The organism is Capnocytophaga gingivalis ATCC 33624 (genome assembly GCF_000174755.1).
GTDB lineage: Bacteria > Bacteroidota > Bacteroidia > Flavobacteriales > Flavobacteriaceae > Capnocytophaga > Capnocytophaga gingivalis.
In genome coordinates this window covers 12,954-36,784 of sequence record NZ_ACLQ01000011.1, presented here as the reverse complement: position 1 = coordinate 36,784, position 23,831 = coordinate 12,954, and the positions used below count along the sequence as shown (strand labels likewise).

30 protein-coding genes and 2 tRNA genes are annotated in these 23,831 nt (G+C 40.2%); 7 read left to right on the top strand and 25 right to left on the bottom strand.

The genetic code is table 11. The features are described from left to right. Window positions 1–10: 10 nt before the first annotated feature. From CAPGI0001_RS12900 to CAPGI0001_RS04155, 3 genes are read left to right on the top strand one after another with little or no spacing between them, the layout of a single operon-like run. Window positions 11–181, top strand: coding sequence for a hypothetical protein (locus CAPGI0001_RS12900; RefSeq protein WP_002666977.1), 171 nt, complete (start codon window positions 11–13; stop codon window positions 179–181). 32 nt (window positions 182–213) lie between these two features. Continuing rightward, window positions 214–621, top strand: a complete 408-nt coding sequence (gene ruvX / locus CAPGI0001_RS04160) for a Holliday junction resolvase RuvX (RefSeq protein ID WP_002666995.1) — start codon at window positions 214–216, stop codon at window positions 619–621. A gap of 7 nt (window positions 622–628) precedes the next feature. Continuing rightward, the gene (locus CAPGI0001_RS04155; protein WP_002667051.1) at window positions 629–2,368 is read left to right on the top strand and encodes a 1-deoxy-D-xylulose-5-phosphate synthase; all 1,740 of its coding nucleotides are present in this window, start codon (window positions 629–631) and stop codon (window positions 2,366–2,368) included. Here the strand turns inward: CAPGI0001_RS04155 and CAPGI0001_RS04150 are convergent. Further along, complete coding sequence (locus CAPGI0001_RS04150; RefSeq protein ID WP_002666942.1) at window positions 2,343–3,896, bottom strand: glycine--tRNA ligase; 1,554 nt, start codon at window positions 3,894–3,896, stop codon at window positions 2,343–2,345. The genes CAPGI0001_RS04155 and CAPGI0001_RS04150 overlap by 26 nt on opposite strands. Window positions 3,897–3,965: 69 nt before the next feature. Further along, on the bottom strand, window positions 3,966–5,069 hold the full coding sequence (gene dinB, locus CAPGI0001_RS04145) for a DNA polymerase IV (RefSeq protein WP_002666969.1): 1,104 nt from the start codon (window positions 5,067–5,069) through the stop codon (window positions 3,966–3,968). Between the two features lie 81 nt (window positions 5,070–5,150). On the opposite strand from dinB, the gene CAPGI0001_RS04140 reads away from it, so the two are divergent. Together CAPGI0001_RS04140 and CAPGI0001_RS04135 are read left to right on the top strand one after the other, a co-directional pair. Beyond that, window positions 5,151–6,209 carry a hypothetical protein gene (locus CAPGI0001_RS04140; RefSeq protein ID WP_002666961.1) on the top strand — a complete coding sequence of 353 codons (1,059 nt, stop codon included), beginning with the start codon at window positions 5,151–5,153 and terminating at the stop codon, window positions 6,207–6,209. Window positions 6,210–6,258: 49 nt separating this feature from the next. Beyond that, window positions 6,259–6,702 (top strand): hypothetical protein, encoded by a 444-nt coding sequence (locus tag CAPGI0001_RS04135; protein ID WP_155813436.1) that lies wholly within the window; start codon window positions 6,259–6,261, stop codon window positions 6,700–6,702. Window positions 6,703–6,755: 53 nt separating this feature from the next. Here the strand turns inward: CAPGI0001_RS04135 and CAPGI0001_RS04130 are convergent, their stop codons facing one another. The 23 genes from CAPGI0001_RS04130 to CAPGI0001_RS04020 all read right to left on the bottom strand — a co-directional run bounded on the left by CAPGI0001_RS04130 (window position 6,756) and on the right by CAPGI0001_RS04020 (window position 20,939). Continuing rightward, a complete protein-coding gene (locus CAPGI0001_RS04130; RefSeq protein ID WP_002667050.1) occupies window positions 6,756–7,058 on the bottom strand; it encodes a type II toxin-antitoxin system RelE/ParE family toxin in 303 nt (100 codons plus the stop codon). Then, window positions 7,042–7,284 (bottom strand): hypothetical protein, encoded by a 243-nt coding sequence (locus CAPGI0001_RS04125; protein WP_002666971.1) that lies wholly within the window; start codon window positions 7,282–7,284, stop codon window positions 7,042–7,044. Before CAPGI0001_RS04125 ends, CAPGI0001_RS04130 begins: the two co-directional genes overlap by 17 nt. A gap of 204 nt (window positions 7,285–7,488) precedes the next feature. After that, a tRNA-Leu gene (locus CAPGI0001_RS04120) sits at window positions 7,489–7,574 on the bottom strand. A gap of 24 nt (window positions 7,575–7,598) precedes the next feature. Next, a tRNA-Gly gene (locus tag CAPGI0001_RS04115) sits at window positions 7,599–7,671 on the bottom strand. A gap of 134 nt (window positions 7,672–7,805) precedes the next feature. After that, a complete protein-coding gene (locus CAPGI0001_RS04110; RefSeq protein WP_002667029.1) occupies window positions 7,806–8,999 on the bottom strand; it encodes an ABC transporter permease in 1,194 nt (397 codons plus the stop codon). After that, entirely contained in the window at window positions 8,986–10,137 is a 1,152-nt protein-coding gene (locus CAPGI0001_RS04105) for an ABC transporter permease (RefSeq protein WP_002666972.1), read from the bottom strand. The genes CAPGI0001_RS04110 and CAPGI0001_RS04105 overlap by 14 nt, the downstream gene beginning before the upstream one ends. 21 nt (window positions 10,138–10,158) lie before the next feature. After that, the gene (locus tag CAPGI0001_RS04100) at window positions 10,159–10,530 is read right to left on the bottom strand and encodes an SMI1/KNR4 family protein (protein ID WP_002666978.1); all 372 of its coding nucleotides are present in this window, start codon (window positions 10,528–10,530) and stop codon (window positions 10,159–10,161) included. A gap of 31 nt (window positions 10,531–10,561) precedes the next feature. After that, window positions 10,562–11,044, bottom strand: coding sequence for a hypothetical protein (locus tag CAPGI0001_RS04095; protein ID WP_002667027.1), 483 nt, complete (start codon window positions 11,042–11,044; stop codon window positions 10,562–10,564). 21 nt (window positions 11,045–11,065) lie between these two features. After that, a complete protein-coding gene (locus CAPGI0001_RS04090; RefSeq protein ID WP_155813435.1) occupies window positions 11,066–11,560 on the bottom strand; it encodes a toxin-antitoxin system YwqK family antitoxin in 495 nt (164 codons plus the stop codon). 11 nt (window positions 11,561–11,571) lie between these two features. Next, window positions 11,572–12,021, bottom strand: coding sequence for an NTF2 fold immunity protein (locus tag CAPGI0001_RS04085; RefSeq protein WP_002667048.1), 450 nt, complete (start codon window positions 12,019–12,021; stop codon window positions 11,572–11,574). A 6-nt stretch (window positions 12,022–12,027) separates the two neighbouring features. Beyond that, a complete protein-coding gene (locus tag CAPGI0001_RS04080; RefSeq protein ID WP_002666968.1) occupies window positions 12,028–12,447 on the bottom strand; it encodes a VOC family protein in 420 nt (139 codons plus the stop codon). Beyond that, the gene (locus CAPGI0001_RS04075; protein WP_040359612.1) at window positions 12,444–13,073 is read right to left on the bottom strand and encodes a hypothetical protein; all 630 of its coding nucleotides are present in this window, start codon (window positions 13,071–13,073) and stop codon (window positions 12,444–12,446) included. The genes CAPGI0001_RS04080 and CAPGI0001_RS04075 overlap by 4 nt, the downstream gene beginning before the upstream one ends. Before the next feature lie 13 nt (window positions 13,074–13,086). Then, window positions 13,087–13,581: a hypothetical protein gene (locus CAPGI0001_RS04070; protein ID WP_002667033.1), complete on the bottom strand. Its 495-nt coding sequence runs from the start codon at window positions 13,579–13,581 to the stop codon at window positions 13,087–13,089. 9 nt (window positions 13,582–13,590) lie between these two features. Then, on the bottom strand, window positions 13,591–13,944 hold the full coding sequence (locus CAPGI0001_RS04065; protein WP_040359609.1) for an MmcQ/YjbR family DNA-binding protein: 354 nt from the start codon (window positions 13,942–13,944) through the stop codon (window positions 13,591–13,593). A 108-nt stretch (window positions 13,945–14,052) separates the two neighbouring features. Then, a complete protein-coding gene (locus CAPGI0001_RS04060; RefSeq protein ID WP_248601294.1) occupies window positions 14,053–14,787 on the bottom strand; it encodes a dehydrogenase in 735 nt (244 codons plus the stop codon). 130 nt (window positions 14,788–14,917) lie between these two features. Then, window positions 14,918–15,985 carry an ankyrin repeat domain-containing protein gene (locus tag CAPGI0001_RS04055; RefSeq protein ID WP_002666948.1) on the bottom strand — a complete coding sequence of 356 codons (1,068 nt, stop codon included), beginning with the start codon at window positions 15,983–15,985 and terminating at the stop codon, window positions 14,918–14,920. A 30-nt stretch (window positions 15,986–16,015) separates the two neighbouring features. Further along, a complete protein-coding gene (locus tag CAPGI0001_RS04050) occupies window positions 16,016–16,777 on the bottom strand; it encodes a hypothetical protein (protein ID WP_002667006.1) in 762 nt (253 codons plus the stop codon). 25 nt (window positions 16,778–16,802) lie between these two features. Then, window positions 16,803–17,453, bottom strand: coding sequence for a hypothetical protein (locus tag CAPGI0001_RS04045; RefSeq protein WP_002666929.1), 651 nt, complete (start codon window positions 17,451–17,453; stop codon window positions 16,803–16,805). 223 nt (window positions 17,454–17,676) lie between these two features. After that, a complete protein-coding gene (locus tag CAPGI0001_RS04040) occupies window positions 17,677–18,174 on the bottom strand; it encodes a hypothetical protein (RefSeq protein WP_002667043.1) in 498 nt (165 codons plus the stop codon). Between the two features lie 26 nt (window positions 18,175–18,200). Continuing rightward, the gene (locus CAPGI0001_RS04035; RefSeq protein WP_002667058.1) at window positions 18,201–19,028 is read right to left on the bottom strand and encodes a hypothetical protein; all 828 of its coding nucleotides are present in this window, start codon (window positions 19,026–19,028) and stop codon (window positions 18,201–18,203) included. A 17-nt stretch (window positions 19,029–19,045) separates the two neighbouring features. Further along, window positions 19,046–19,507 (bottom strand): GNAT family N-acetyltransferase, encoded by a 462-nt coding sequence (locus CAPGI0001_RS04030; RefSeq protein WP_002666930.1) that lies wholly within the window; start codon window positions 19,505–19,507, stop codon window positions 19,046–19,048. Between the two features lie 34 nt (window positions 19,508–19,541). Then, on the bottom strand, window positions 19,542–19,925 hold the full coding sequence (locus CAPGI0001_RS04025; RefSeq protein WP_002666980.1) for a VOC family protein: 384 nt from the start codon (window positions 19,923–19,925) through the stop codon (window positions 19,542–19,544). A 30-nt stretch (window positions 19,926–19,955) separates the two neighbouring features. Continuing rightward, window positions 19,956–20,939 carry an HlyD family secretion protein gene (locus CAPGI0001_RS04020; protein ID WP_002667002.1) on the bottom strand — a complete coding sequence of 328 codons (984 nt, stop codon included), beginning with the start codon at window positions 20,937–20,939 and terminating at the stop codon, window positions 19,956–19,958. Window positions 20,940–21,172: 233 nt separating this feature from the next. Between CAPGI0001_RS04020 and CAPGI0001_RS04015 the strand changes: the two genes are divergently transcribed. Both CAPGI0001_RS04015 and CAPGI0001_RS04010 read left to right on the top strand, forming a co-directional pair. Then, window positions 21,173–22,417 (top strand): ABC transporter permease, encoded by a 1,245-nt coding sequence (locus CAPGI0001_RS04015; RefSeq protein ID WP_002667045.1) that lies wholly within the window; start codon window positions 21,173–21,175, stop codon window positions 22,415–22,417. Between the two features lie 156 nt (window positions 22,418–22,573). After that, window positions 22,574–23,818, top strand: a complete 1,245-nt coding sequence (locus tag CAPGI0001_RS04010; RefSeq protein WP_002667000.1) for an ABC transporter permease — start codon at window positions 22,574–22,576, stop codon at window positions 23,816–23,818. The last annotated feature ends 13 nt before the right edge of the window (window positions 23,819–23,831 follow it).

The window sequence follows — 23,831 nt, the reverse complement described above, 5'->3', positions numbered from 1 at the left end:
AATTAATACTATGATAAGAGACGATTACAAAGATGAAGAAAAATTCGAGGAAGACGACTTCGAAGAAGATAATAAACTTCCTTATGATGAGGAAGCCATGTGGGATTTTCTATATCCTAATAGAAATGATGAAGATTTCTTTGATTATTATGTGAAACAGATTTTTGAAGGAGAGGATTAATTCATCCTTTTAATGTGTAACTCAAAACTCAAATGCGAATACTTGCTATAGATTATGGTACCAAGCGTTGTGGTATCGCGGTAACCGATGAACTCAAACTGATTGCCTCGGCACTGGCAACGGTCGAAACGACTGAGCTACTGGATTTCTTAGAGAAGTACTGCCAAGCGGAACAGGTAGAGCGTATCATTGTAGGTCTTCCAAAGCAGGTCTCGGGTGAGCTTTCTGAGAGCGAACAGGCCATTGCGCCTTTTATCGAAAAACTCCAAGAAAAACTCCCTAAGATACCCGTTTCCCGCTATGACGAACGCTTTACCTCCAAGATAGCTTCTCATATTCTGGTGCAGAGTGGTACTAAGAAGAAAAAACGACAGGACAAAGCACTCTTGGATAGGATCAGTGCGACCCTTATCCTACAGGATTATTTGAGTTCCCTATAATAGAAAAATGACTTTATTAGAACAAATATATTCTCCGGCAGACATTCGCACTTTCTCTCTCGCAGAGCTTAAGCAGCTTGCGGGGGAGTTGCGCCATTTTATTATCAATGAAGTAGCGGCTAAGGAAGGCCACCTGGGAGCAGGCTTGGGTGTGGTAGAGCTGACTATTGCCCTGCACTATGTGTTCAACACTCCTGAGGATATATTGGTCTTTGATGTAGGACACCAAGCCTATCCACATAAGCTCCTTACAGGCAGGCGCGAACGCTTTACCACCAACCGCCAATGGGGCGGACTATCGGGCTTTCCTAAGCGTAAGGAGAGCGAATATGATCCCTTTGGGACAGGGCATGCAGGCACCTCTCTCTCAGCAGTTTTGGGCATGGCTACCGCCGCGGTGCTTCAGGAGAATTTCCTGCGCAAGCATGTCGCTGTCATTGGGGATGCTTCCTTTGTCAATGGTATGGCCTTTGAAGCACTCAGCCAGATAGGGGATAGCAAGGTCAATGTACTCATAGTGCTCAATGATAATCAGATAGGCATAGACCCATCTACAGGAGCTTTCCGTTATTACTTGGAGCGCTTAGCTCAGGGTACGGACTTAGGAACCTTCTTCACCGACCTACAAATAGAGTATCTCGGCAGTTATGACGGACATTCCCTTGAGGAGTTGATCCCTATGCTGAGGGAAGCAAGGGATTTCTTTGGGGTACAGCTTGTTCATATCCGTACTACCAAGGGCAAAGGCTACCAAAGGGCAGAAGAGAAACAAACACTCTTTCATGCCCCAGGCAAGTTCGACCCTGCTACAGGAATGCTCCTGCCTAAGGAGCTACAACAAACTAAGTTTCAGGATGTTTTTGGACATACTCTCTGTGAGTTGGCTGCTGAGAATAAGACTATTGTGGGTATCACTCCAGCCATGATCACAGGTAGTTCTCTTCACTATATGCAACAGCAATTCCCCGCTCGCACTTTCGATGTAGGCATAGCCGAAGAACATGCAGTGACCTTTGCTGCCGGACTGGCTACTCAGGGCTTGTTGCCTTTTTTGGTGATTTACTCGACTTTCTTGCAAAGAGGGTATGACCAGCTCATTCATGATGTGGCTCTGCAGGAGCTTAAGGTGATTTTCTGTATCGATAGGGCAGGTCTTGTAGGGGAGGATGGAGCGACTCATCAGGGAGTGTTCGATATTGCTTACTTGCGCTGTATTCCTAATATAGAAATTGTAGCCCCACGCAATGAGATAGAACTGCGCAATATGCTCTATACAGCGCAACTTCCCGAGCAGGACAAGGCTTTGGCGATACGTTATCCTCGTGGTTACGGACAACTCACTCTCTGGCAATTGCCTTTTGAGAAAGTAGAGAAGAAGGGGGTACTGCTTAGAGAAGGGGCGCGCTATGCGGTACTCTCGGTAGGTACTATAGCCGACGAGGTAGCCCAAGAGATAAGCCAGCATCCTCAGGCAGAGGCTTTTGCACACTACGATATGCGTTGGATAAAGCCGTTGGATGAGGCGCTTTTACACCATATTCTAAGCCAATACGAGGCGGTTATTACAGTAGAGGAAGGATGCAAAGCAGGCGGTTTTGGTGAAAGTATTGTAGTCTTTGCTAAAGAAAAAGGCTATAGCCTTCCGATAAAAATCGTTGCTATAGCCGATGTCTTTATAGAACAGGGAACAGTTGCCCTGCAACGAGAATTTGCGTCTCTTACTAATTTTCTAAACGGAGCTTTCTAAGCCATTGGTTCATATCTACTTCCTTGAGGATAAGTTCTCTAAGGGCTGAGATAGGCACACGTTGTTGTTCCATAGTATCACGATGACGAATGGTGACAGTATTGTCCTCTTTGGTCTGATGATCTACAGTGATACAGAAAGGAGTACCCACGGCATCCTGTCTGCGATAGCGGCGACCTACAGCATCTTTTTCGTCATAAGCTACGTTAAAGTCATATCTCAGATCATTGAAGATATCTAAAGCGATCTCAGGTAGGCCATCTTTTTTCACCAAAGGTAATACCGCTACTTTGGTAGGGGCAAGTACGAAAGGTAAGCGCAATACGGTGCGTGTTTCCCCACCTTCAAGAACTTCTTCTTGCAAGCTGTGGGAGAAGATTGCGAGGAATAAACGGTCAAGTCCTACAGATGTTTCCAATACATAAGGGACATAGCTTCTATTTTCATCGGGATCAAAGTATTGTAATTTCTTTCCTGAATACTTCTCATGGTTGCCCAAGTCGAAATCGGTACGGGAGTGGATACCTTCCAATTCTTTGAAGCCGAAGGGGAAGCGGAACTCTATATCACAAGCTGCATCGGCATAGTGTGCCAATTTCTCATGGTCATGGAAGCGGTAGTTTTCTTCTCCTAAGCCTAAGGATAAGTGCCATGCTAAGCGAGTCTTTTTCCAGTGTTCATACCATTGTTGTTGGGTGCCTGGTTTGATAAAGTATTGCATTTCCATCTGTTCGAATTCGCGCATACGGAAGATAAATTGTCGAGCGACAATCTCGTTGCGAAAAGCCTTTCCTGTTTGAGCAATACCGAAAGGAATTTTCATACGCCCTGTCTTCTGTACATTGGAGAAATTTACAAAAATTCCCTGTGCGGTCTCCGGACGTAGGTATAAGTCCATAGCTCCCTCCGAGGTAGCGCCAAGCTTGGTGCCGAACATGAGGTTGAACTGCTTTACCTCTGTCCAGTTTTTGGTGCCTGAGATAGGACAGACGATTTCCAATTCCTCGATAAGGGCTTTCACATCAGCCAAGTCTTCTCGCTCAAGGGATTTACCCAAACGGTGTAGTATGGCTTCTGCTCTTTCCTTGTACTCGATCACCTTAGGGTTAGTCGAAAGAAATTGTTCCTTGTCAAAGGCTTCTCCAAAGCGTTTTTGGGCTTTGGCAACCTCTTTCTCTATCTTGTCCTCTATTTTAGCTACATAGTCCTCTACCAGGGTATCGGCACGGTAGCGCTTTTTGGAGTCTTTGTTGTCTATAAGGGGGTCATTGAAGGCATCCACATGTCCGGAAGCTTTCCAGGTGGTAGGGTGCATGAAGATAGCAGCATCTATCCCTACGATGTTCTCATGGAGCTGTACCATCGCTTTCCACCAATATTCGCGGAGGTTTTTCTTGAGTTCTACCCCGTTCTGTGCGTAGTCATATACAGCACTGAGCCCGTCATAGATTTCACTTGAGGGGAATATATAGCCGTATTCCTTGGCATGGGAAATTACTTTCTTGAAAATGTCTTCTTGATTTGCCATAGTTCTGATTTTAAGCAAGTGCAAAAATAGTAAAAAATATCTTTAGTTCTATATTTTTTGAAAAATAAATTATCGCTTGGGGTATTCCTCCCATAGGGGAAACTCAAACTGAAGTTGTATCCACTGCGGTTTTTTGTTTTCTGGGGAGGGGTAGTTGAAGTGGCTTAGGGACACTCCTACCAGACGAACGGATTCATAAAGTTTTTCTTGGTAAAGTAGTTCTTCTACCACTGCATAGATATCGGTACTATTTCCTATGAACTCAGGGATAGAACGACTGCGAGTTTGCTGTTTGAAATCGCTGTACTTGAGCTTGAGTGTAACGGTTTTAGCCAATAGCTTCTTTTCTTTTAGTCGTAGGGCTACTTCCTCACAGAGCTCTTTGAGTGGTTTTTCTAAGAAACGCTCACTGGTGATATTGGTCTCAAAAGTATGTTCTACTCCTATTGATTTTCTCAGACGGAAAGGCTGTACAGCACTCAGGTGGATACCTCGGGCTATCTGGTAGAAATATTCCCCATTGTTGCCAAAATAGGTTTGTAGCTCCTCAAGGCTCTTAGCCCGCAGGTCAGCCCCTGTGAAGATTCCCTTCTGGTACATTTTCTGTGCGGTTACTTTTCCTATACCATAGAATTTCTTAATATCTAAGGGAGCTAAGAAGTCCAAAATCTCCTGCGGGGGAACGGTCTTTTGGCCATTAGGCTTGTTGTAGTCGCTTGCAATCTTAGCGATAAACTTATTCACCGAAATACCTGCCGAGGCGGTAAGCCCCGTTTGTTCAAAGATCTTAGCACGAATTTGTTGGGCTATGAGTGTAGCCGAGGGGAGGTCTTTCTTGTTGGTGGTCACATCAAGGTAAGCCTCGTCCAAGGAGAGCGGTTCTACGAGGTCCGTATATTCATGAAAAATAGCTCGTATCTGCATAGAAACCTCCCGATAGCGATCAAAACGAGGCTTTACAAAAATGAGTGATGGACACAGTTGTTTGGCCATAGCCCCAGCCATAGCACTGCGCACCCCGTACCTACGCGCTTCATAGCTTGCCGCAGCCACTACTCCACGGGCTTCCCCTCCTCCCACAGCAATAGGAAGTCCCCTAAGTGAAGGGTTGTCATGCTGCTCCACCGAGGCAAAGAAAGCATCCATGTCGATATGAATAATCTTGCGTTCCACAGGGACAAAGGTAGTGATTTTTTTACAGTTATATTTTATCCTGGCACATTTCTTGTTGTTACCTCTTTAAAATAGTATCTTATGAATAGAGGAATAAAAATACTACTCATCTTATTCTTTATGAATATTAGTTTTTTACAAGCAAGCGAATGTTACCATTACCATACACCTACAACCTATGAGATAATAAATGAAGGGGGAAAGGCTTATTGGGTAACCATCGTTCGAGATCCTAATGGCATCAGTCTGGTGAGCTATAGTAAGAAATTGCTCCCCAATGTAGGGGAAAAGGCACGCTTTGTAACCATGGATGACCAAATGCGTTATATGGTAATTGCTGATAAAGATTGGTATTACTTTATCAATAATTACGCTTTGGATGAAAAAGAGAAAATGCCTATAAGGGCTTTTTCGGCTAAGGGTGTAGCACATTTTGGACAGCGTACTTTTCGTATAGGAGGACAGTGGTATAGAGTATCATTTGATCCGTATGACAAGCAAAATAAGTTCAAAAAGGAGCTTGTAGAAGGACTGCCTAAGGAGGTAACTGTGATTTCCAGTTTTAGGAACAAGTGGTTCTTGGTAAAAGGGGATACAGGGGTATTTCTCTATAAGGAGGAGTTACATAACAGTGTAGATAAGTACCTACAAAAGATAGAGGGCTTGGATCCCAAAACCGTACAATTCAAGGAGAGGAGAGATGTTAATTTTCTCTATGATGAAGACACTTTTTATACAACAGATGATGCCTTTAATCTAAAAGATCATTCTAAGAGTTTTCAAATGCTGAATATAGGGAATCACAAGTTTACAGAGGCTACTTTTGGCAGCTATGGACTATGGGAAGAGCTCTTGGATTTTCACGATGGAAGAATATGGTTTTATTGGTGGCAGGGGATAACTGCCATAAATGGTCAAAAAGTTTATTTCTACCCACATGAGAATTTTGTATATTTGCCACAAATGAACTTGGTAAGAAGGGGGGCTGATGAGTATTTTACCAATTATGAGAGAATAGCATGGAAGCAAAAAGCAGTAGATATGTCGGCAGTGAAGGATATACCCCGCCTGAAATATATAGAAGATAAAGGGTATTATTATGATGGCATAGACTACTATCGCATGTACCATGTACTATGATCCTGAGAGATTGAGTGTTATTGCTATGGATCCACTAACTAAAGCAATAATGCAAAACAAAAATTATTGGGCGCCTTATTCCTATCAGCATTCATTGGTGCCTTTTGTGGTTTGGGATCATAAGATTATTCGTTACCAAAGGGACAATAGTGGCAACTATACTGTTATAGGGCAGCTTCCCGCTACCTCTGAAATAAAGGATTTAAAGCTGTGTTTTGCGACCAAGGACAAACTACTGATTGAAGAGAAGGTAATAGAAAATAGTTGTGATTTTGAGACCATGAGCTTTGTCGGCTCTACCGTAGATGTCATTTCTCCCTGTGATGGAGGGCAAGGGCAAATACCTATTGTGATAGAATATAACTATTTCTTCAAAGATAAAAACGCTGTTTATTGGTATCATACAGGAAAGGAAAAATTAGAAAAGTTGTCTTATAATCCTCAATCCTTCACCGAAGAAAGTTTGTTGAAGCTACTGAATAAGAAAAAGTAGTATTGCTAAAAACCAGAGGCTTTCTAAACGAAATTTAGAAAGCCTCTGGCTCTTTATTCAGGATATCTGCTGGTATCTTGGTAGGTATTAAAAATACCTTTAATAATAATTTGTTTTTCTGTATCATTTACCTTATAAAATACAATATAAGGATACTTTTTCATAATAACACCTCTTAACTCTCCTCTGTACTTACGTTGGTAAGGATGATTTTTTATGAAGTCTTTAATAGATGTATATTCTTTGAGAAAGTTCTTAGCAATTTTAGGAGGAGCAACACTTATATAATAAGCAACAGCTTCTCTTAAATCATCTTTTGCTTTAGGTTCTACTTTTATCTTATAGGGAGATTCCATATTCAGAAGCTACTTCATTAATCATAACATCAAAGTCTTCACACTCTTCAAAAGGAGTGTTACGTGTTTCTATTTCATCAAGAAAAGCTACTAATCTTGGCGTCATTTCAATAGGCTGAGGTATGTCCTCTTCTTGAATGATAGAGACATTTAAAGACCTTATAAAATCTTTTATTGAATTTAATTTACCTACATCAGAGGTAGCAAATGTTACAGCTGTTTCCATAGTCAAATATTTTTAAGGGTTTCGTAAAAGCAAAAAAAATCACTACTTAAAAAAGTAATGATTTTTAAATTTTCTCACTCTACTCTTGAAGGAAAATATCCTTTAGAGAATGTACTTTTTTTAAATTGTTGGGAAAATGTTGGGAAAAATCACACTTTCTAAAACCTAACCAATTAAATACCAAGCACTTAAAAAGCAAACTTGTACTCGGAGCGGGACTTGAACCCGCACAGGCATTGCTGCCCACTGGATTTTAAGTCCAGCGTGTCTACCGATTCCACCATCCGAGCCTTTATGATGGGGCATAAAAAAAGAGCGAAAAACGGGATTCGAACCCGCGACCTCAACCTTGGCAAGGTTGCGCTCTACCAACTGAGCTATTTTCGCATTTTCATCTATTTCTAAGACAGCGCAAAGGTACTACTTTTTTTAAAACTGACAAAGAAAAAATGAAATTTTTTTGTAAAAATAAAATATTTCTTGCAACTATTTGATTACAAGGGGTTTGTTGTTTTTATTAATCATTGATCCTTATTTATGATTTTTTTGATAGAGAACCCTGCTAATACCAAATACACTAAACAAAGTCCCCACATTCCCAGCCAATAGGGCATAATGGTAGGTAGTGAGGCCCCCATTTGGGTGATGGAAATAAACCCTTTTGCGCCTAAGGTGGTAGGTACAATGTACGAAAAGACATTTAGCCATTGTGGCATTGCTACTGAGGGCCACGAAAAGCCAGTGAGCATTACCGAAGGCAATGAGGTGTACATAATGAGCATAATCGCATCTTCACGGCGACGCAGAAAGTTCAGCAGACAAAGCCCCATAAAGACTATTGAAAGGATAAAGGGTATCATAAATACCATAGTGGTAAGCATACTGCTACGTACTGGGATACCAAAAAGAGGCATCACTATTCCTAAAATAATGAGCAATATCATCATTGCAAGGGCTAAGTAGGTGGTTGCTTTACCCATTACAATAGGTAAAGCCCCAAAAAAGTTTCCCGAATTGGGGTATATTTTGCGTAGCTTGTTACCTTCGCGCATTGTACCTCCTAAGATACCTACTGCTGTGAGAATAGTGGTTTGGAAAATAATCACCAAAACCACAGGGATCAAAAAGGTGGCATAGCCTGACGAAGGGTTGTACAAACTCACTACTTTAGCACTCACAGGCATTGCTTCCTCACGTGCTTGGGTAGGGAGTTTACCTTGTGCCGAAGAGCGTTTCATCTCTACGCCTGCGTTGAGATAGGTTGCCGAGAGTTTGGCAGCAGTAAGCACTTGCTTATAATAGAGCATATAGGAAGCATCGGCGTAGACTGATATAGAGGGTTGTTCCCCGCGTTGTAGGTCGCGTGCAAAACCATTAGGGATGGTTACGATACCGCGTATTTGCTCACGCTGAAAAGCCTTTTCTGCTTCGCTGAGGTTGAGATAGCTACTGTAGATAGCCACGCCGCTATTGGCATCTATCATACGCAATAGCTGGCGACTTTGCGCTGTATTATCTTCATCAACTACTCCAATAGGGAGCTTTTGTAGCGTTTCTTCAGAATAGAGGTAGGTGTACAAGAAAGAGACTACCACTGCTACAATAACAAACGAAAAGAACACCGCTTTGTCGCGGAATATGTATTTGGCTTCCCAGAGCATTGCACGGGTGAAGTCGGCTGAACTTTGATATATATAACTTCTAAATTGTTTCATATCCTCCTGATTTTATTTTCTTTACAAACATAGGGTAGGCAACTATCAGCAATAAGCCGAAGAGCAATAAGGCTAAAAGCGGTTGCCACGTCATCTCTACAGGTATCCCTTTGATCGCACGATTTACGTAGTATTTCATAAAATGAGCATAGGGGAAAATTTGCGCTAAATACTGCATACTCTTTGGCAATCCTTCCATCGGAAAAGTATAAGCGGCAAATGAGAAGGCAATCGCTGTGAAACCACTGCCTATGGTGAGTGCCGACCTGAAATTAGGCAAGAGAGAAACAAACGTAATGCCTATAATCTGATATACAATCACTAAAGCAAAGGTAATCAGCACTACGTTGAACATCGGGATGTGGAGGGGAGCGCCTATAAGCCCGAAGAGGAGATAGTTCATCCACCACGCGACAAAGAGGAGCGTTAAGGTATAAGGCAGAAGTTTGCCTATTAAGGCTTTTAGCGGACTGCCACCAGCCTTTTTGAGCCATTGTTTCCCCCGACGGTAACGGAATTCTATTCCTAATACATACACCGTTACCATCATCACAATCATTTGGAGCATCATCGGCAAGAGTGCTGTGAGCAGGTAATAGGCATAGTTAGCATAAGGGTTAAACAATCCGTGGTCGTCTACCTTTACGGTTTGAGCCTCAGCGCGTACCTTCTCTGTCTGTTGCCCTTTTTGCATTTTCTTCTTCATTACCAGCCCCGCAGAGAACATCCCTACAGTAGTTTGAAAATCCTTTTGGATAAGGCTTGCCCCCAGCATAAACTGACTATTGGTATAGCAAATGAGCGATTGATTTTCGCCTTTGAATAGTTTCTGCTGAAAGTCGGCAGGGATAACGATAAAGCCCATAATCTGCTGTTGCTGGATAAGTCGTTGGGCTTCTTTTTCATCGGTGAGTTTGATTTTCAGGTCGATGTTTGGGGTAGCATCAAGCATACGCAAGAGGTTTTCGGACAGCTGACTTTGGTCGTAATTGATATACGCCATAGGCAGGTCGCGGGGTACGCCTTTGTAGAAAATAGCCGCAAAGAACCCAAAGATAACCAAAGGGAACACCAAAACGTAAAACAGTCGTTTGGGTGATAGGAAAAGGTTCTTGCATTCGGTTTTAAAATATTTCATAGTATAATTAGCAAGTTAGGTTTATTCTTTTTCTTCCAAAGTAGCTTCTGAAAGTAATTCATCAAAGCTATTAGCTATTTTGTGAGTAGATTTATCGTCAAGCCAATAGTCCCAAACTGACCCATCGGAGAGGTTGAAGTATAGTCTGGAGTCATCACCTAGACTACCAAAAACAAAAGTGTTTTCAGTATTAGGTTCATCAAGATATTGTAGTAATTGCCACGCTTGATAGTCTCTGCTCAGCTTTTCAAAAAGGAGGTTACGATTTTTAATATCCAAATCTTTACCTTTGTACTGATAAAGGCAATATAAATCAAAACTGCTGAGGATTTCCTTGTAAAAAGCAGGAAGTTCAAAGGAATGTTTTTGCTCTGTTTCTGTAATTCTGTTCATACTTTTTTATTTATTAAATAATCTAAGTTAATTATATTTCTTCAGCGTCTTCTAAGTTTTCTATTAGGATAGGTTCTTCATCTTTAAAATGAAAAGAAACGCCATAAGGCTCGCAAAAGCTGAAACTACCTCCGGCGAAATGCAATATCCACTCTTTGTTGTCATAGAATAGGAACTGCGGACTCTGCAAAGGAACTTCCTGCAAGGGAACGCTTAGCAATTGTTTTTCTTCTTCTGAAAGATGAAAGCCTTCTGAGCATATCAGCAGTTGTTCTTGAAAATAAGAAAGGGCTTTGGCGATAAACTTATCTGCACTGGTAAGGATCTGTTCAATAAAAGCAATAGTATCAGGTGTGAGGGTTTCAGTATTGCTAAACACAGAAAAAGGCAGCTGTAAAGTTTCTTTATAGAAATCACTTTTCCACTGGAATGAAGCCTCCCAAAAATACTCGTCTCCCACTTTTTGTGAGAAAGCGAGAGAGCCAAACTTGGTGTTATAACTTGATAGGTACATTCTAATTATTTTATTGTTATATTACTTTACATTTTTAAACATTCCGTATCGAGGTACAAACTGATACTTCACCAACTCCTGCTCAGAGAGGGCAAGGAGAGAGAGGAGGTCATCGGGAAGGTTTTGGGTACTTTGAGGGGCATATTTCTCAATCTTATAAGTACCTTCTGTAGTAGCGGACACTACCTTTAAATGACTGTTGTTATAAACTATGGAGGCTGTGAGGAGGTTGCCCTCTTCATCATACTCTTTGCTTACACCATACATCAGGTTATGGCGACACTCACTGGCTTGTTCAATACCGCCATCTTCATTATAAATAAGTTCCATGCCATCTTTTACTCCATTTTTTATCTCGCATTCGTAGTCTAAACGAGGAGGGCGTCCGCACATTCCATAAACAATCCCATTGAAGGGAGTTTGGCAATCTTTATCGGTGTAGTATATACACTCTCCGTTTAGGTCGTTTTTTACAAAAAGACGCTCATCAATGTCCTGTAATCTTTCTATGTTCATTTTGTGAGGGGTTATAAAATCACACTCTTCCATTTTTCAGGGTCTCTATTTTCAGGTAAATACTGTTCTTTGATAGTATCTAATAGCCAGCGACCTTCTACAAGTTTGTACTTGTACTCGCGCTTGTAATTCATTCCGGCATAGACTCTATCGGTAAATATAGAGGCTTTTTTACCCGTGATTTGCACTTCGGTAATGGTATCTTTAGAAGGATCGTAGTTAGGAGGAAAGATGTGACTGGTGTACTGAGCGCCGCCGTTTTTGCGTTCGCGTTCGGTGATGTATTCCTTATAAATAGGGATACGAAGCTCGGTTTGCTTTTTGCAAAACTCTTCCCAAGAGAGGGTTTTCTTTTTCTCCACTTCTTCTTCATCCACTCTGTTGGCTTCTGTTTCCCAGTCGTACATCGCTTGCAAGAAAGCAGTGAAGCGCTGGCGTAGGGTTTGTTCTGTTTCTGTCATTTTGGATTATAATTTTAAATTGTCATTTTCGTCAAACTCCCAAAAAGGATTATAAGCAACTTCAAAGAGGTAGCCGTCCAAGTCCTTGAAATAGCCACTATATCCACCCCAAAATACTTTTTGAGCTGGCTTGACAATAGTAGCTCCTAATTCACTGACCTTGGATAAAACAGCATCTACTTCTGCTTCCGATTTGGCATTATAACTAATTGTTATTCCTGCAAATGCACTTGACTGATAAGGTAGCGTAGTATCTTCGGAGAGTTCTTGTAAAGGATATAATCCTAATACAATTCCTCCCAAAGGGAAAAGAGCATACTCCTCCATACTTTTGTCCGACTTCTGCCAACCTAAGTTCTCATAAAAAGCAAGTGCTTTCTTAAAGTCGCGGACACCTAAAGTGATAAGTGTAAATTTCTGTCTCATTTGGTTAATGCTTTTTCTACTATCTCTATAAGTTCCTCAGGGGTCATTAGGGTATTGAGATAGTCCTCTAAGGTTCCCATGTTATCTATTTCATTGAAAAACACCTCGTGATCGGTACCAAAGAGTGTTGGGTTTTCTCCATTGGGGTCGCTTAGGGCTATGTATATATGGTCAGGATAGCCAGAGGTATAGAACAATTGTATAAGATCAGGAGTCTTGTCGCCTGTAACTTTTGTAATTTCTGAGAGGTCTGTGAATTCCTCATCGGAGAAATCGTCATACCATTCTTCATAGTCATCGGTGCCTTCTTTGAAAGGGGTAAAGAGGCTGACTGTCCAAAAGTGTTGTCCATAAGGTTCTTCTGTAAGTCGATAGAACTGAGCAATCATCTGGTCATAGAAATCCTTTTTATCCGTTTGGTAAAGTTCCCTATGATCATCTACCCAAGCTCCTATGCCATAAATAGGCTCGGTATCTTCGGCCTTTGCCCAAGGAGTGTCCTGAGGCTTTGGATAGAGTACGGTATCAAAAGTAATAGCCAATAGGTCATCAGCAAGGGAAGAGCCTTTCACTTGGCTGGTATTGCCTCCAAGAGCTTGTATACGAGTTAAGATTTTTTGGTTCAACATATTTATTTTATTAAAAGGTTTCTTTTTCTTTGCTCCTTTGGCGGTATTCTTCAAGCCAAAGCCGCCAATCTTCTGGACAATGATAGGTATCCATATACTTTTCTTGTTCTTCCTCGGGTAAGGAGCGCCAATATTCCAAAAAAGTATCTCTATAATGCTCTTGGTATCCCTGATTCCAGCGAGGAGCTCCATAGAAACTATGAGGAAAGACTGTCCAAAACGGAAATACTTCTTTATAACCCTCCATTTCTTTCTTAAAAGTCTCTCTTTTGTCTTCTTCATAGAATGCTATTTGTACAAAAAAGAGTTTGTTGGCTTCTTGGGTTATCTGTAGCTGTCCTTTGCTAAGGGAATAAGGTGCTTTGCTAAAGAAAAGCCTAATACTTTTCAGGCTGACTTCTCCTTCTGCTGCCTCTATATGTTGGTAGAGAGCTGCAGGGATAAAGAATTCATACCTAAAGAAGGTATGGGTTTTACAAAACAGATCTTTGAGCTTTGAAAACATAATCTTGAGTTAGCTAATTAACTCTTCTTTCTCTTTCTTGGGTACTTTGGCGAGTACTTGGTCGTAAGAGTGCTGTATCATCTCCTTGATAAGGATAGGAGGTAAGCCATCTAAAAATACAGTATTCCAATGTTTTTTGTTCATATGATAGCCTGCCACAATCTTGTTAGGAAACTCCTCACGGAGTTCTACTGCACGTTCAGGGTTGCACTTTAGGTTCACACTGACGGGGTTACGCTCCAGATTGGTAAGGGCAAATATACGATTACAAATGCGGAATACCAAAAAATCCTCACCAAAGGGCATATCCTCAGTTACATGTGGCAAGGAAAGGCAATAATCTCTAAGTTCTTCTAAGTTCATTTTGTTTAGGTAAGAGATAAGAGGTAAGAGGGGGCTCATTCCTCATTATCAATTCAGCACACGTGTGCCAAATTTTTAATATCAGTATTTTTATTGTTGATTTACTTTTTATATATCGATACACACCACCGATAGGTCTTTTTTCTTATTGCGAACAATGCCATAAAAACGATTTTTATACCAAAGCATTTGTTGCTCATAATCAATAGTGTTTTTGCCAATGTCTAATGAATGAATGATCTCTCCAGTTAAGGCATTTATAAGTATAGGTTTTTGCTTTTTATCACTTATGATAATACGTTCTCCACTCCGTACAAAGCGTACTGTTTGTCCCGTATTATAACTAAATACCGTCTGTCCGTTATTCAGCGAAATTCCATAAAAATAGCCTCCTTTGCCTGCCGTACCAAAATATAAAATATCTTTATATTCCTCTACTTCAGTGTAAAGATAAGCAGAGAGTTTGTATTTCCAAAGTGTTTTTTGGTTCTGTTTATCTCGGCAGTTCATCATAAAGGGAGATTGCATAAAAACTTCTTTATCTCCAAAAGAATAGACTTTAGCATCATTGAGAATTCGCTTTTGAGGGATAACACAGAAAGATTGTTCTATCACTTCATTTTCAGTAATTTTAAATACTTTATTGGTTACAAAAATATTGCCGAGTTTATAGTATTCAATGAGTATAAAAAGTTGTTCGTCTTCCCAATAATAATATACATCACTACTATAGCAAATTTCTTCTTCCTCAAAAAAGAAAGAAAGTCGTTTTTGTGATGTAAAATCTTCTGAAAAGATATCTACAAGAATATAACGATCTACATACACTCCGTTTTTCACCATATTTTTTAGAGACATCGGCTGAGGCAAATTGCAATACAGCTATTTTCTCCTGAAAAGGGACAATATCTACCACCCTATAATGGCGAAAAGGGTTGTTAAAAGTATTTAAGGTATGGTAGTTTGTCATATATTACTCAAAAATCTTATTAATTTGTGCGGAAGGGTTTGCCATAAACTCGTCAAAAGTACAGAGTTCGGTAAAAGTTCCGTGTTCGTAATCGGCAAAAGCAAGTTTTTTGTTCTTAGGATACCACACCAAAAAGCCTTCGGCACCATACCTATCAGCATCCGAAAGGAGGTCGAGGAACTTTTTGTTTTTCCACTTTACCTCTTTAACATCACTCAGCGGGGCAAACTCTACAAAGCTGGTATACTCGCATTCGGGCAATGGAATACGCCTATCGGTAGCGCGCAATAGGGCGATGAGTCCTTCGGGAAGTTTGTAGGCTTTTAAGGCTCGCAAGCGTTCTTCCTCATCGTGCCACTCGGCAGGTTCTACCGATTTGATATACTCGGCAACTGCTTTCTGCTTGTTGCGCAGGGCGTAATGATAGGCACGTTCGCCGTATTTATCTTTGTAGGAAAGGTCGGCTCCTAGTTCGATAAGTCTTTTTACCAAGGCAAGGTGACCACGCGAGGCAGCTATTTGTAAGGGCGAGGCATTGTAAGGGTATACCATATCAGGCTCACAATAATTTACATCAAATCCGTGAGCGATAAGGTAGTCAGCCAGTTTATACATACCTTCCGAAGCTACCATTCTCAAGGTAGTACCGTCGGGAGTGAGTTTGAAACCGTTTTCTATCAGCAGAAAAGCTATTTCTTCATTTTTGTTATAGATAGTAGCCTGCAAAGCAGTGAGGTGGGTACGAGCATTTACATCAGCACCTTGTTTAATCAACCATTTTATTAACTCAGGGTCGCTATTCCCACTATTACAAACACCAATAAGCGCTGTTTTGTTTATATGAGCCCCCTTATCAACTAAAAACTCTAATAGTTTCTTTTTCCGACTGGACAAGGCAAAGTCAAAAGGTGTTTGAGAATAACGTTCGTGTACACGGACTTCTTGGTTGATATCCCAGTCTTTGGCAAGTTCAGCTTCCAAGGCAGAAAAGTTTTCCTCACGCAAGAGGGTTACGATTTCAGGGCATTTAAAAGGTGCTTTTTTCTGGGCAAAGATGTTTCTTTCTTCCATATTATAATTTGTTTGCTGTTAAATAAAAATCTAAAGGGTTCTCAATAAAATGGTTTCTTTAGGCAAAGGGTTATATTTATTTAGTAACGTTTCTTCCTCTCCTTCGTGTAGCAAGGTAAGAAATGTAAAACAGCCTCCAGATGTAAGTTTTCTAGTATATTCTCTAATCTCTCTTTTATAAATTTCCTCTAACACCTCCGCTTGTTCTTCTGTTAAATAAGGGCGATGAGTACGAAGTGTCTGACGCAGATTTTCATAAAAATCCCCATAACAGATAAAACTGATGTCGTGAAAATGTGCTACCAACCGTTTTATTAATTGGTAAAAGATAAAGTTCTGCAAATTTCTTGAAAGGATATCTACCTCTCCATCTTCTCTAATAAATACTACACTTGGTTCTTGTGTTGCTTTTTCTTTGTTATAACAAAAACAATAAACCATATAATCATCCACTACAGCCCTTGCAAAGGGAGCAAAGAAGAACTTTTGGTTCTGAGGATATTGTGTTAAATGCTGATTTAAAAACTCAAACTCTTTTGCGAGTTGAGAGGGGGTGAGTACCTGAAACCAATCCACATACAGAAACAAAGGCGGGTTTTCTTTTAGTTTAGGATACTCCTGTTCTAACCACTCCTTATTAGGCAATCTATCACCATTTTTGTATTCCATAGGACAATAAGAATGATATGGATATTTTGCGCCCATATCCAGCATACCATCCTCATAAAGCCGGTGATATAGCTTGGGGTACTGAAAGCCATAAGTTTGTTCTATTTGTTGTAATAGGTTCATATTGCTGAGGTTTGATGTTAATTTCTCACATATCTTCCCCTATATCTTTTAAGAAGCTATCTATTGCTTCAAAAGAGCTTTTAGAAGAAGAAGCATATATTAATTGAGTACCCTTGTCTAATATAGCAATACTATCTGTGGCATCCCCATAAAAGTCGGCTCCGTCTAACCAATGATGGAGGGCAAAAGGTTTTTTTGGGAAACGCTCTTTTATAGCTGCCAATTCCTCAGGAGTGATATATTTAAAGCTTTCATAAACATAAGGAAGCGCAAATACAGCTTGCAAGTGAGCTATAGCCAACAAAAATTCAGCTAATGTATCACATTCCACTTGCCAATGTTGGTGAGTAAAGTCGGTACTCATATACACCTTAGGATTGGCGGTATCTAAATCTTCCTTTGCGATAGCCCACAAACAGCAATTTTGATTTTCTGTATAAAAAACAAAATAGTTTGGGTTGCTGAAAAGAGTAAGGTTATCCTTTGGAGTTACCAAGTTATCTTGTGTTTGGTTCAGAGCTTGATGCTTTCCCAAAGTAGTGTAATAGTTGTATAGCAGTGTAGGCATTTTCTCTATCACCTTGAAGAAAGGTTGCATCTCCTCATCGGTAAAACCACAATCTTCCTCTAAACCAAAGAGTGTACGGATTTGTTCAAAAATGTTGCTTTCTTTCATATTATAATTGATTGCGTTCTGCTATTATTTTCTGTAATTGCTGGTGCAAAAGGGCTCGTGAGAGGAGCTTGGGATTAACTCAATTGTCGCGCCAGTGGTGTGACAATTTGTTTACCATTAGGGCTACTTTGTTGCGCGCCTCATTGATAAGGGTACGCAAATCGGTAATCAAGGATTCTTGTAGGGTTACTTTTTTCATAGTATTAGTTTGTTAATTGGCTCATTATTCATAATACCTTCCTAAATCTAACAGATGTCCTAAGAAATGCCAATCATTAGGGATGGTTTCATCTTCATCTATATAATCACATAAGCCTCGTGCGCCACACTCCAAGAGATCTAAAGGGTTGAAATTGTACCAATCATAGCCAGTTTCGGAAGCGATACCAAAAGAACGCATTTCGTTATGGAGTTCTTTGTCTTTCATACGGTGAAGTTCAGCTATCTGAAAGAGAATAACAGCTTGGGTATAAGCAAAAGCGGAGAGATGATCATCTTCTGCCTCAGGCATTGTGCGAATGCTTGTCCACTGCTCCTCATAAGTAGCAGTCTTTGCACTAAATGCCTCCTTAAGCAGTTCAAGGCAAAGAGTAGGGGAGAAGGGTGTGTTTTCGTGTGGAGTTACAATCCTATATAAAGCCAAGAGATAGGCTTCTAAATCTCTGTTGGTTACTTCTTTAGGAAGCTGTTCTATACAGTTGTAAAATTCGTCGTAGGTCATAGAGATAATTAGCAAATGGGTGTTTCTTATTCATTAGCGTATTCAATGGTTCGTTCTACAATCAGGTTGGTATAACGTTTAGAGTATTCGATGCGTTTCTCTATCCAATTGCCGTGATTATCATAGCGATAGGTGTATTTGCGAGTATAGACTTCGCCTTCTTTGTTGCTAATTCGCTCGAAAATTTCGTTGTTATGCTCATCAAAAGTGGTTTCAGTTATTGAATAAGGTTGGGGGTCGCCTATATCCTGATGGGCAACATAAATTACATTGCCTTTTTCATCAAAACGAGTTATGGTAAACATAAAAGGCTTGCCATTGGCTGAAAGATTGGTATCGACTTTTTCGGTATCGCTACGAAATTCAATAGAGTCGTGAAGAATCTTTTCTCCCGTAGATATGTTTGTATGACAACGATCTATACACCTGCCTTGGGTATCATATTGGAGTTGTAAGAGATATTCGGCATCGGCTGTGCGAGTGAGCTGACTTATGTTATTACCGTATGCATCGTAAGTGAAAGTAGTAGTTTCTTTCCATTTATCATTTTCATAAGTGATACACTCCACCTTTTGTTGTAGGTCATTATAGCGGTATTGTTTTTCCTCCCAGCAGTCGGTTAGTTCTTCATCTTCAGGGTCGTAGAGGCGAGAACTCAAGCAATTACTGTGAGAGTCGTAGGTAAAGAGGAAGTGGTATTCCTCGCCATAAGAAGCCTCTACAAGTTTACCTTGCTCGTTGTAAATGAGGGTTTCAGTATAGTCTTCTAAGAAGTATTCTTCGCCTTTTTGCCACTGACCATCTTCGGTGATGACAGCAGCATAACAATGAGATTCATCTCGTTTTATGTCCATAGTATTAAATTTGCCAATTAGTTAATTACCGAATTACTTTTCATCATTTTGTATTTCTTCCTTTCTCCTTCAACAGTTGCTACTACTTTAAATCCAAGTTTTGTATAAAGACCTTTAGCTATGGGGTTGTCATCAAATACATTTAGGCTAATAGAATGAACACTTTTATCTTCAAAAAGCATTGCAATAAATAACTGCATTGCCTTAGTACCTAATCCTTTTCCTGTAAGGGAAGGATTGATAAAAAATCTACCAATATGTACGTTGCTCCCTTCTACTTTTATTTGCTGAATCATCCCTATAAAACTACCCTCTGCCTCAATACGAAAACAATGAGACAAAGCATTGAGTGCTTCTATGGTAAGAGGATAAGGCAAAGCATCTCCTGCCCATTGTTGCAAGAAATCAGCGCCTTTGCTATTTGTCCAGCGTATAATAGCTAGCTTATCATCAGGTAATAACCCTTCAGTTATTCTCATTTTTTTGCTAAACTTACTTCTTAATATTATCTAATCAGATGGTTATTTCTATCATATTACCATCAGGATCAAGTATCACACTTTCATAATACCCATCGCCTGTAGTGCGTGGAGCACTAAAACATATGTAGCCTTCATCTATGATTTTCTGAGTAAGTGCATCGACAGCTTCTTTGCTTCCTACACTGAAGGCAAAATGTATAAATCCTTCATTCATGACCTTGTCCAAACGTTTACTGAGGTTGGGTCTCCACATTATTTCCAAACGAGCGCCACTATCAAAACTTAGAAAGTAGGTGTGTAAACCTGTTTTAGGATTATGGTACAACTCGTTTGATTTTGCCCCGAAAAAAGTCTCATAAAAGGCTTTAGAAACTTCTAAATTTTTTACATATAAAGCGATGTGGTCTATTTTCATAGTGATAATCTGCTAATTATCTATTACTTGCTACCTGTTATCTTCAACTAATACTGACATTCCCGGTCTTAGATCCTTTACTTTTTGGGTAGGGTAAGCTTTGATAGCAAAAGTTTTCTTGTCGAAATCACCTTTACTTTTGGTAGCTGTCCAAGTAGCAAAATCAGCTTGTACGGCTATGTGTTTTACTTCCATTTCTATCTCCTGATTGCCCAGAGCAGGTACGATACCTTTGAACTTAGTACCTATCTTGAAGTCAGCCATTTTATCCTCTCGTATGTTGAACACTACCCATTCGTCACTACTGTCAATGAGGTTCATGACAGGGTAGCCCGCATTTACGATTTCGCCTTCGTTGGGGATAATGGTCTGTATCTCGGCATCGGCAGGAGCGAAGACTTTAGCGCCATCTTTGTAAGCATTTACCTCAGTAATCACGCCTTGTGCTTGGGCTACAAGGGCTTGGGCGGCGGTTTTATCCTCTACACGAGCTCCATTTTTTGCCATTTCGTATTGTGATTTGGCAGCTTCGGCTTGTTTTTGTAGAGCAACCATTTGAGTATAAGCCTCGTCTTTCTTTTGAGCAGGGAGTACCTTGTCGTTGTATAGGTTACTTACACGCTGATAGGTTTTTTCAGCGAGCTCGGCAGCTGCTTGTGCTTGTTGCCATACATTGTAAGCTCCTTGTATCTGTTCGCTGCGGGCACCACGCTGGGCTTTGTCCGATTGGGCTTGTGCAGCTAAGCGGGCAGCTTCAGCTTGAGAGAGCTTGGCATCGAGTTCGGTGCTTTCCAGTTCCAAAAGGAGATCGCCTTTGTGCACTTGGTCACCTTCCTGCTTGTAGATAGCTTTCACTCTACCAGGTACTTTGGGGGCTACGTTGATTTGCTTGGCTTCTACTTGCCCCTGCAAATACACAGGTTCACTATTGCTAAAAAAGTAGATAGAGAGCACAAGAACTACTGCAAATACAGCAATAGTAACTAAAAGGCCAATGATATTTTTCTTTTTCATAAGATGAATAATATTTGAATACTAATTAAAGTGCAAAAATAGTGAAGATTTGGGACATAGGGATACTTTTTCTACAAAAGATTTTTAAGATAGATTAAAAATTATATGACACAAAGAGGTGAAAAAATCTTACTTTTATTCGGATATTTTCTCAAAAAGTGGTAACTTTGCCCTACCAAATAATATTGTGTTTGGCACAAGAAAAGGATAAACCAACTAATAACTGCAATATCATGGAAACATTACGAGAAATCATTCACTCTATACAGCAAAACAAAGTCCGTAGCTTCATGTCAGGCTTTGGAATCATGTGGGGAATTTTTATCTTGGTACTCCTCTTAGGGGTAGGTAAAGGGGTAGAATATGGGGTACAAGATCTACTAAAGAGGTTTGCGGCCAAATCAATATTTATTTGGAGTGGAGAAACCTCTATGAAATATAAGAACATGCAAGAGGGTAGGCAAATTTTCTTCAACAAATACCTCTTGGAAGATATCAAGCGCAAGTTCCCCGAGATAGAAGGACTTTCTCCACGAACAACTATTTCTAAAAATGCTATTTTTGGAAAGAAAAATTACTATACCTCTGTAACAGGAATTACTCATGATTATTGGTCTTTCTCCAGTTATAAGATGATAGAGGGAAGCCGCCCTTTCAACCTTATGGATGACAAAAGAGCACGTAATGTAGCGATTATAGGAAAGAAAGTGGCCACTAAGCTATTCCTTGATGACAATCCTTTGGACAAACTTATCAATGTGGGGGGAGTGTATTACCGCGTAATAGGAGTGATGAAAAATGATGATATGATTAGTCAGCAAGCAGAGTCGGAAATCTTCGTACCCTATCCCAGTTTTACTCGTAATATCCAAGATACCCCCGATATTTCTTCCTTTGGCTTCTATTTGCGTGATGATGCACAGATCTCTGTTTTAGATTTTAAGAAAAAAATAACCAATTACTTGGCACGTACCCTCCGTTTTGATGAAAACGATCCTAATGCGATCTATGTACAAGCATTGGAGGAACAACTCTCCAGTATCAATAGTATCTTTACGGGGATCAGTGTTTTTATCTGGATTGTAGGGCTTTGTTTTCTTATCAGTGGGATGGTAAGTGTCACTAATATCCTCTTTATTGTAGTCAAGGAGCGTACTAATGAGTTTGGCTTGCGTATGGCCATAGGGGCGACACCACGCCATATCATCACTCAGGTACTTTTAGAAGCACTGATTATTACCTTAGCTTCAGGGCTCTTAGGCATGTTCTTAGGCGTAGGAGTACTTAAGCTTTTGAATATACTCTTGGAAGCCACTGGTGGCATGGGCTTGCTCAAAACCACAGAAATAGATATGGGTATTGCTTACTTAGCTGTCTTTATCATGGTGCTTTCAGGTATTTTTGCTGGTACCTTCCCTGCCCGAAAAGCCTCTAAAATAGAACCTGTAGCCGCTATGCGTTATGAAAATAGAGGATAAGAAGGAGTGAAGAATAGGTGAAAGGGGGGAAATCTTATTTTTATTTGGATATTTTCTCAAAAAATAGTGACTTTGCCTTATCAAATAATATTGAGTTTGGCGCAAGAAAAGGATAAACCAAACTAATAACTACAATATCCTAATAACTACAATATCGTGGAAACATTACGAGAAATTATTCACTCTATACGGCAGAATAAAGTCCGTAGCTTTATGTCTGGCTTTGGGATTATGTGGGGTATTTTCATCTTGGTACTGCTCTTAGGAGTAGGGAAGGGAGTAGAATATGGGGTGCAAAATCAGCTTAAAAGCTTTGCCTCCAAATCAATATTTGTTTGGGGTGGAGAAACCTCTATGAAATATAAGAATATGCAAGAAGGTAGGCGAATTTTCTTCAACAAATACCTCTTGGAAGATATCAAGCGGAGATTTCCCGAAATAGAGGGACTTTCACCAAGAATATCTGTTTCTAAAAATATTATTTTTGGAAAGAGGAACTACTATACCTCTGTAACAGGAATTACACATGATTATTGGATGTTCTCTAACTTCAGAATGATAGAGGGAAGCCGTCCTTTCAACCTTATGGATGACAAAAAAGTACGTAATGTAGCAATTATAGGAAAGAAGGTGGCCACTAAGCTTTTTCTTAATGACAATCCTTTGGACAAACTTATCAATGTGGGGGGAGTGTATTACCGTGTGATAGGGGTGATGAAAAATGATGATATGATGAGTCAAAGAGTTGAATCAGACATATTTGTGCCTTTTCCGAGCTTTACTTGCAATATTCAAGATGCTCCCGATATTTCTACTTTTGCTCTCTACTTAAGGGATGATGCACAAATCTCCATTCCCGATTTTAAGAAAAAAATAACCAATTACTTGGCACGTACCCTGCGTTTTGATGAAAATGATCCTAATGCGGTCTATGTACACGCTTTCGAGGAAGAAATATCTAGTGTTAATAGTATTTTTACGGGTATCAGCGTTTTTATTTGGATAGTGGGACTATGTTTCCTTATCAGTGGTATTGTGAGTGTGACCAATATTCTTTTTATTGTAGTCAAGGAACGTACTAATGAGTTTGGCTTGCGTATGGCCATAGGAGCGACTCCTCGCCATATTATTATTCAGGTACTTTTGGAAGCCCTAATTATCACGTTAGCTTCAGGACTGATGGGGATGTTCTTAGGGATAGGGGTGCTGAAACTTGTCAATATGTTTCTTACTGCTACAGGTGGTTTAGGCTTGCTCAAAACAACAGAAATAGATATGGGTATTGCCTCCTTAGCTGTCTTTATCATGGTGCTTTCAGGTATCTTTGCTGGTACCTTCCCCGCCCGAAAAGCCTCCAAAATAGAACCTGTAGCCGCTATGCGTTATGAAAATAGAGGATAAGAGAAGGTGAAGA

Excerpts from the sequence above, each read along its gene's own strand:
- CAPGI0001_RS04050 (WP_002667006.1), bottom strand. The coding sequence starts at position 16,777 with ATGAACCTATTACAACAAATAGAACAAACTTATGGCTTTCAGTACCCC.
- CAPGI0001_RS04040 (WP_002667043.1), bottom strand. The coding sequence starts at position 18,174 with ATGACCTACGACGAATTTTACAACTGTATAGAACAGCTTCCTAAAGAA.
- CAPGI0001_RS04035 (WP_002667058.1), bottom strand. The coding sequence starts at position 19,028 with ATGGACATAAAACGAGATGAATCTCATTGTTATGCTGCTGTCATCACC.
- ruvX (WP_002666995.1), top strand. The coding sequence starts at position 214 with ATGCGAATACTTGCTATAGATTATGGTACCAAGCGTTGTGGTATCGCG.
- CAPGI0001_RS04090 (WP_155813435.1), bottom strand. The coding sequence starts at position 11,560 with ATGAACATAGAAAGATTACAGGACATTGATGAGCGTCTTTTTGTAAAA.
- CAPGI0001_RS04045 (WP_002666929.1), bottom strand. The coding sequence starts at position 17,453 with ATGAAAGAAAGCAACATTTTTGAACAAATCCGTACACTCTTTGGTTTA.
- CAPGI0001_RS04030 (WP_002666930.1), bottom strand. The coding sequence starts at position 19,507 with ATGAGAATAACTGAAGGGTTATTACCTGATGATAAGCTAGCTATTATA.
- CAPGI0001_RS04025 (WP_002666980.1), bottom strand. The coding sequence starts at position 19,925 with ATGAAAATAGACCACATCGCTTTATATGTAAAAAATTTAGAAGTTTCT.
- CAPGI0001_RS04020 (WP_002667002.1), bottom strand. The coding sequence starts at position 20,939 with ATGAAAAAGAAAAATATCATTGGCCTTTTAGTTACTATTGCTGTATTT.
- CAPGI0001_RS04015 (WP_002667045.1), top strand. The coding sequence starts at position 21,173 with ATGGAAACATTACGAGAAATCATTCACTCTATACAGCAAAACAAAGTC.
- CAPGI0001_RS04065 (WP_040359609.1), bottom strand. The coding sequence starts at position 13,944 with ATGAACTTAGAAGAACTTAGAGATTATTGCCTTTCCTTGCCACATGTA.
- CAPGI0001_RS04080 (WP_002666968.1), bottom strand. The coding sequence starts at position 12,447 with ATGAGACAGAAATTTACACTTATCACTTTAGGTGTCCGCGACTTTAAG.
- CAPGI0001_RS04125 (WP_002666971.1), bottom strand. The coding sequence starts at position 7,284 with ATGGAAACAGCTGTAACATTTGCTACCTCTGATGTAGGTAAATTAAAT.
- CAPGI0001_RS04110 (WP_002667029.1), bottom strand. The coding sequence starts at position 8,999 with ATGAAACAATTTAGAAGTTATATATATCAAAGTTCAGCCGACTTCACC.
- CAPGI0001_RS04060 (WP_248601294.1), bottom strand. The coding sequence starts at position 14,787 with ATGGTGAAAAACGGAGTGTATGTAGATCGTTATATTCTTGTAGATATC.
- CAPGI0001_RS04155 (WP_002667051.1), top strand. The coding sequence starts at position 629 with ATGACTTTATTAGAACAAATATATTCTCCGGCAGACATTCGCACTTTC.
- CAPGI0001_RS04105 (WP_002666972.1), bottom strand. The coding sequence starts at position 10,137 with ATGAAATATTTTAAAACCGAATGCAAGAACCTTTTCCTATCACCCAAA.
- CAPGI0001_RS04135 (WP_155813436.1), top strand. The coding sequence starts at position 6,259 with ATGCAAAACAAAAATTATTGGGCGCCTTATTCCTATCAGCATTCATTG.
- CAPGI0001_RS04070 (WP_002667033.1), bottom strand. The coding sequence starts at position 13,581 with ATGTTTTCAAAGCTCAAAGATCTGTTTTGTAAAACCCATACCTTCTTT.
- CAPGI0001_RS04085 (WP_002667048.1), bottom strand. The coding sequence starts at position 12,021 with ATGACAGAAACAGAACAAACCCTACGCCAGCGCTTCACTGCTTTCTTG.
- CAPGI0001_RS04140 (WP_002666961.1), top strand. The coding sequence starts at position 5,151 with ATGAATAGAGGAATAAAAATACTACTCATCTTATTCTTTATGAATATT.
- CAPGI0001_RS04150 (WP_002666942.1), bottom strand. The coding sequence starts at position 3,896 with ATGGCAAATCAAGAAGACATTTTCAAGAAAGTAATTTCCCATGCCAAG.
- CAPGI0001_RS12900 (WP_002666977.1), top strand. The coding sequence starts at position 11 with ATGATAAGAGACGATTACAAAGATGAAGAAAAATTCGAGGAAGACGAC.
- CAPGI0001_RS04095 (WP_002667027.1), bottom strand. The coding sequence starts at position 11,044 with ATGTACCTATCAAGTTATAACACCAAGTTTGGCTCTCTCGCTTTCTCA.
- CAPGI0001_RS04130 (WP_002667050.1), bottom strand. The coding sequence starts at position 7,058 with ATGGAATCTCCCTATAAGATAAAAGTAGAACCTAAAGCAAAAGATGAT.
- CAPGI0001_RS04100 (WP_002666978.1), bottom strand. The coding sequence starts at position 10,530 with ATGAACAGAATTACAGAAACAGAGCAAAAACATTCCTTTGAACTTCCT.
- CAPGI0001_RS04055 (WP_002666948.1), bottom strand. The coding sequence starts at position 15,985 with ATGGAAGAAAGAAACATCTTTGCCCAGAAAAAAGCACCTTTTAAATGC.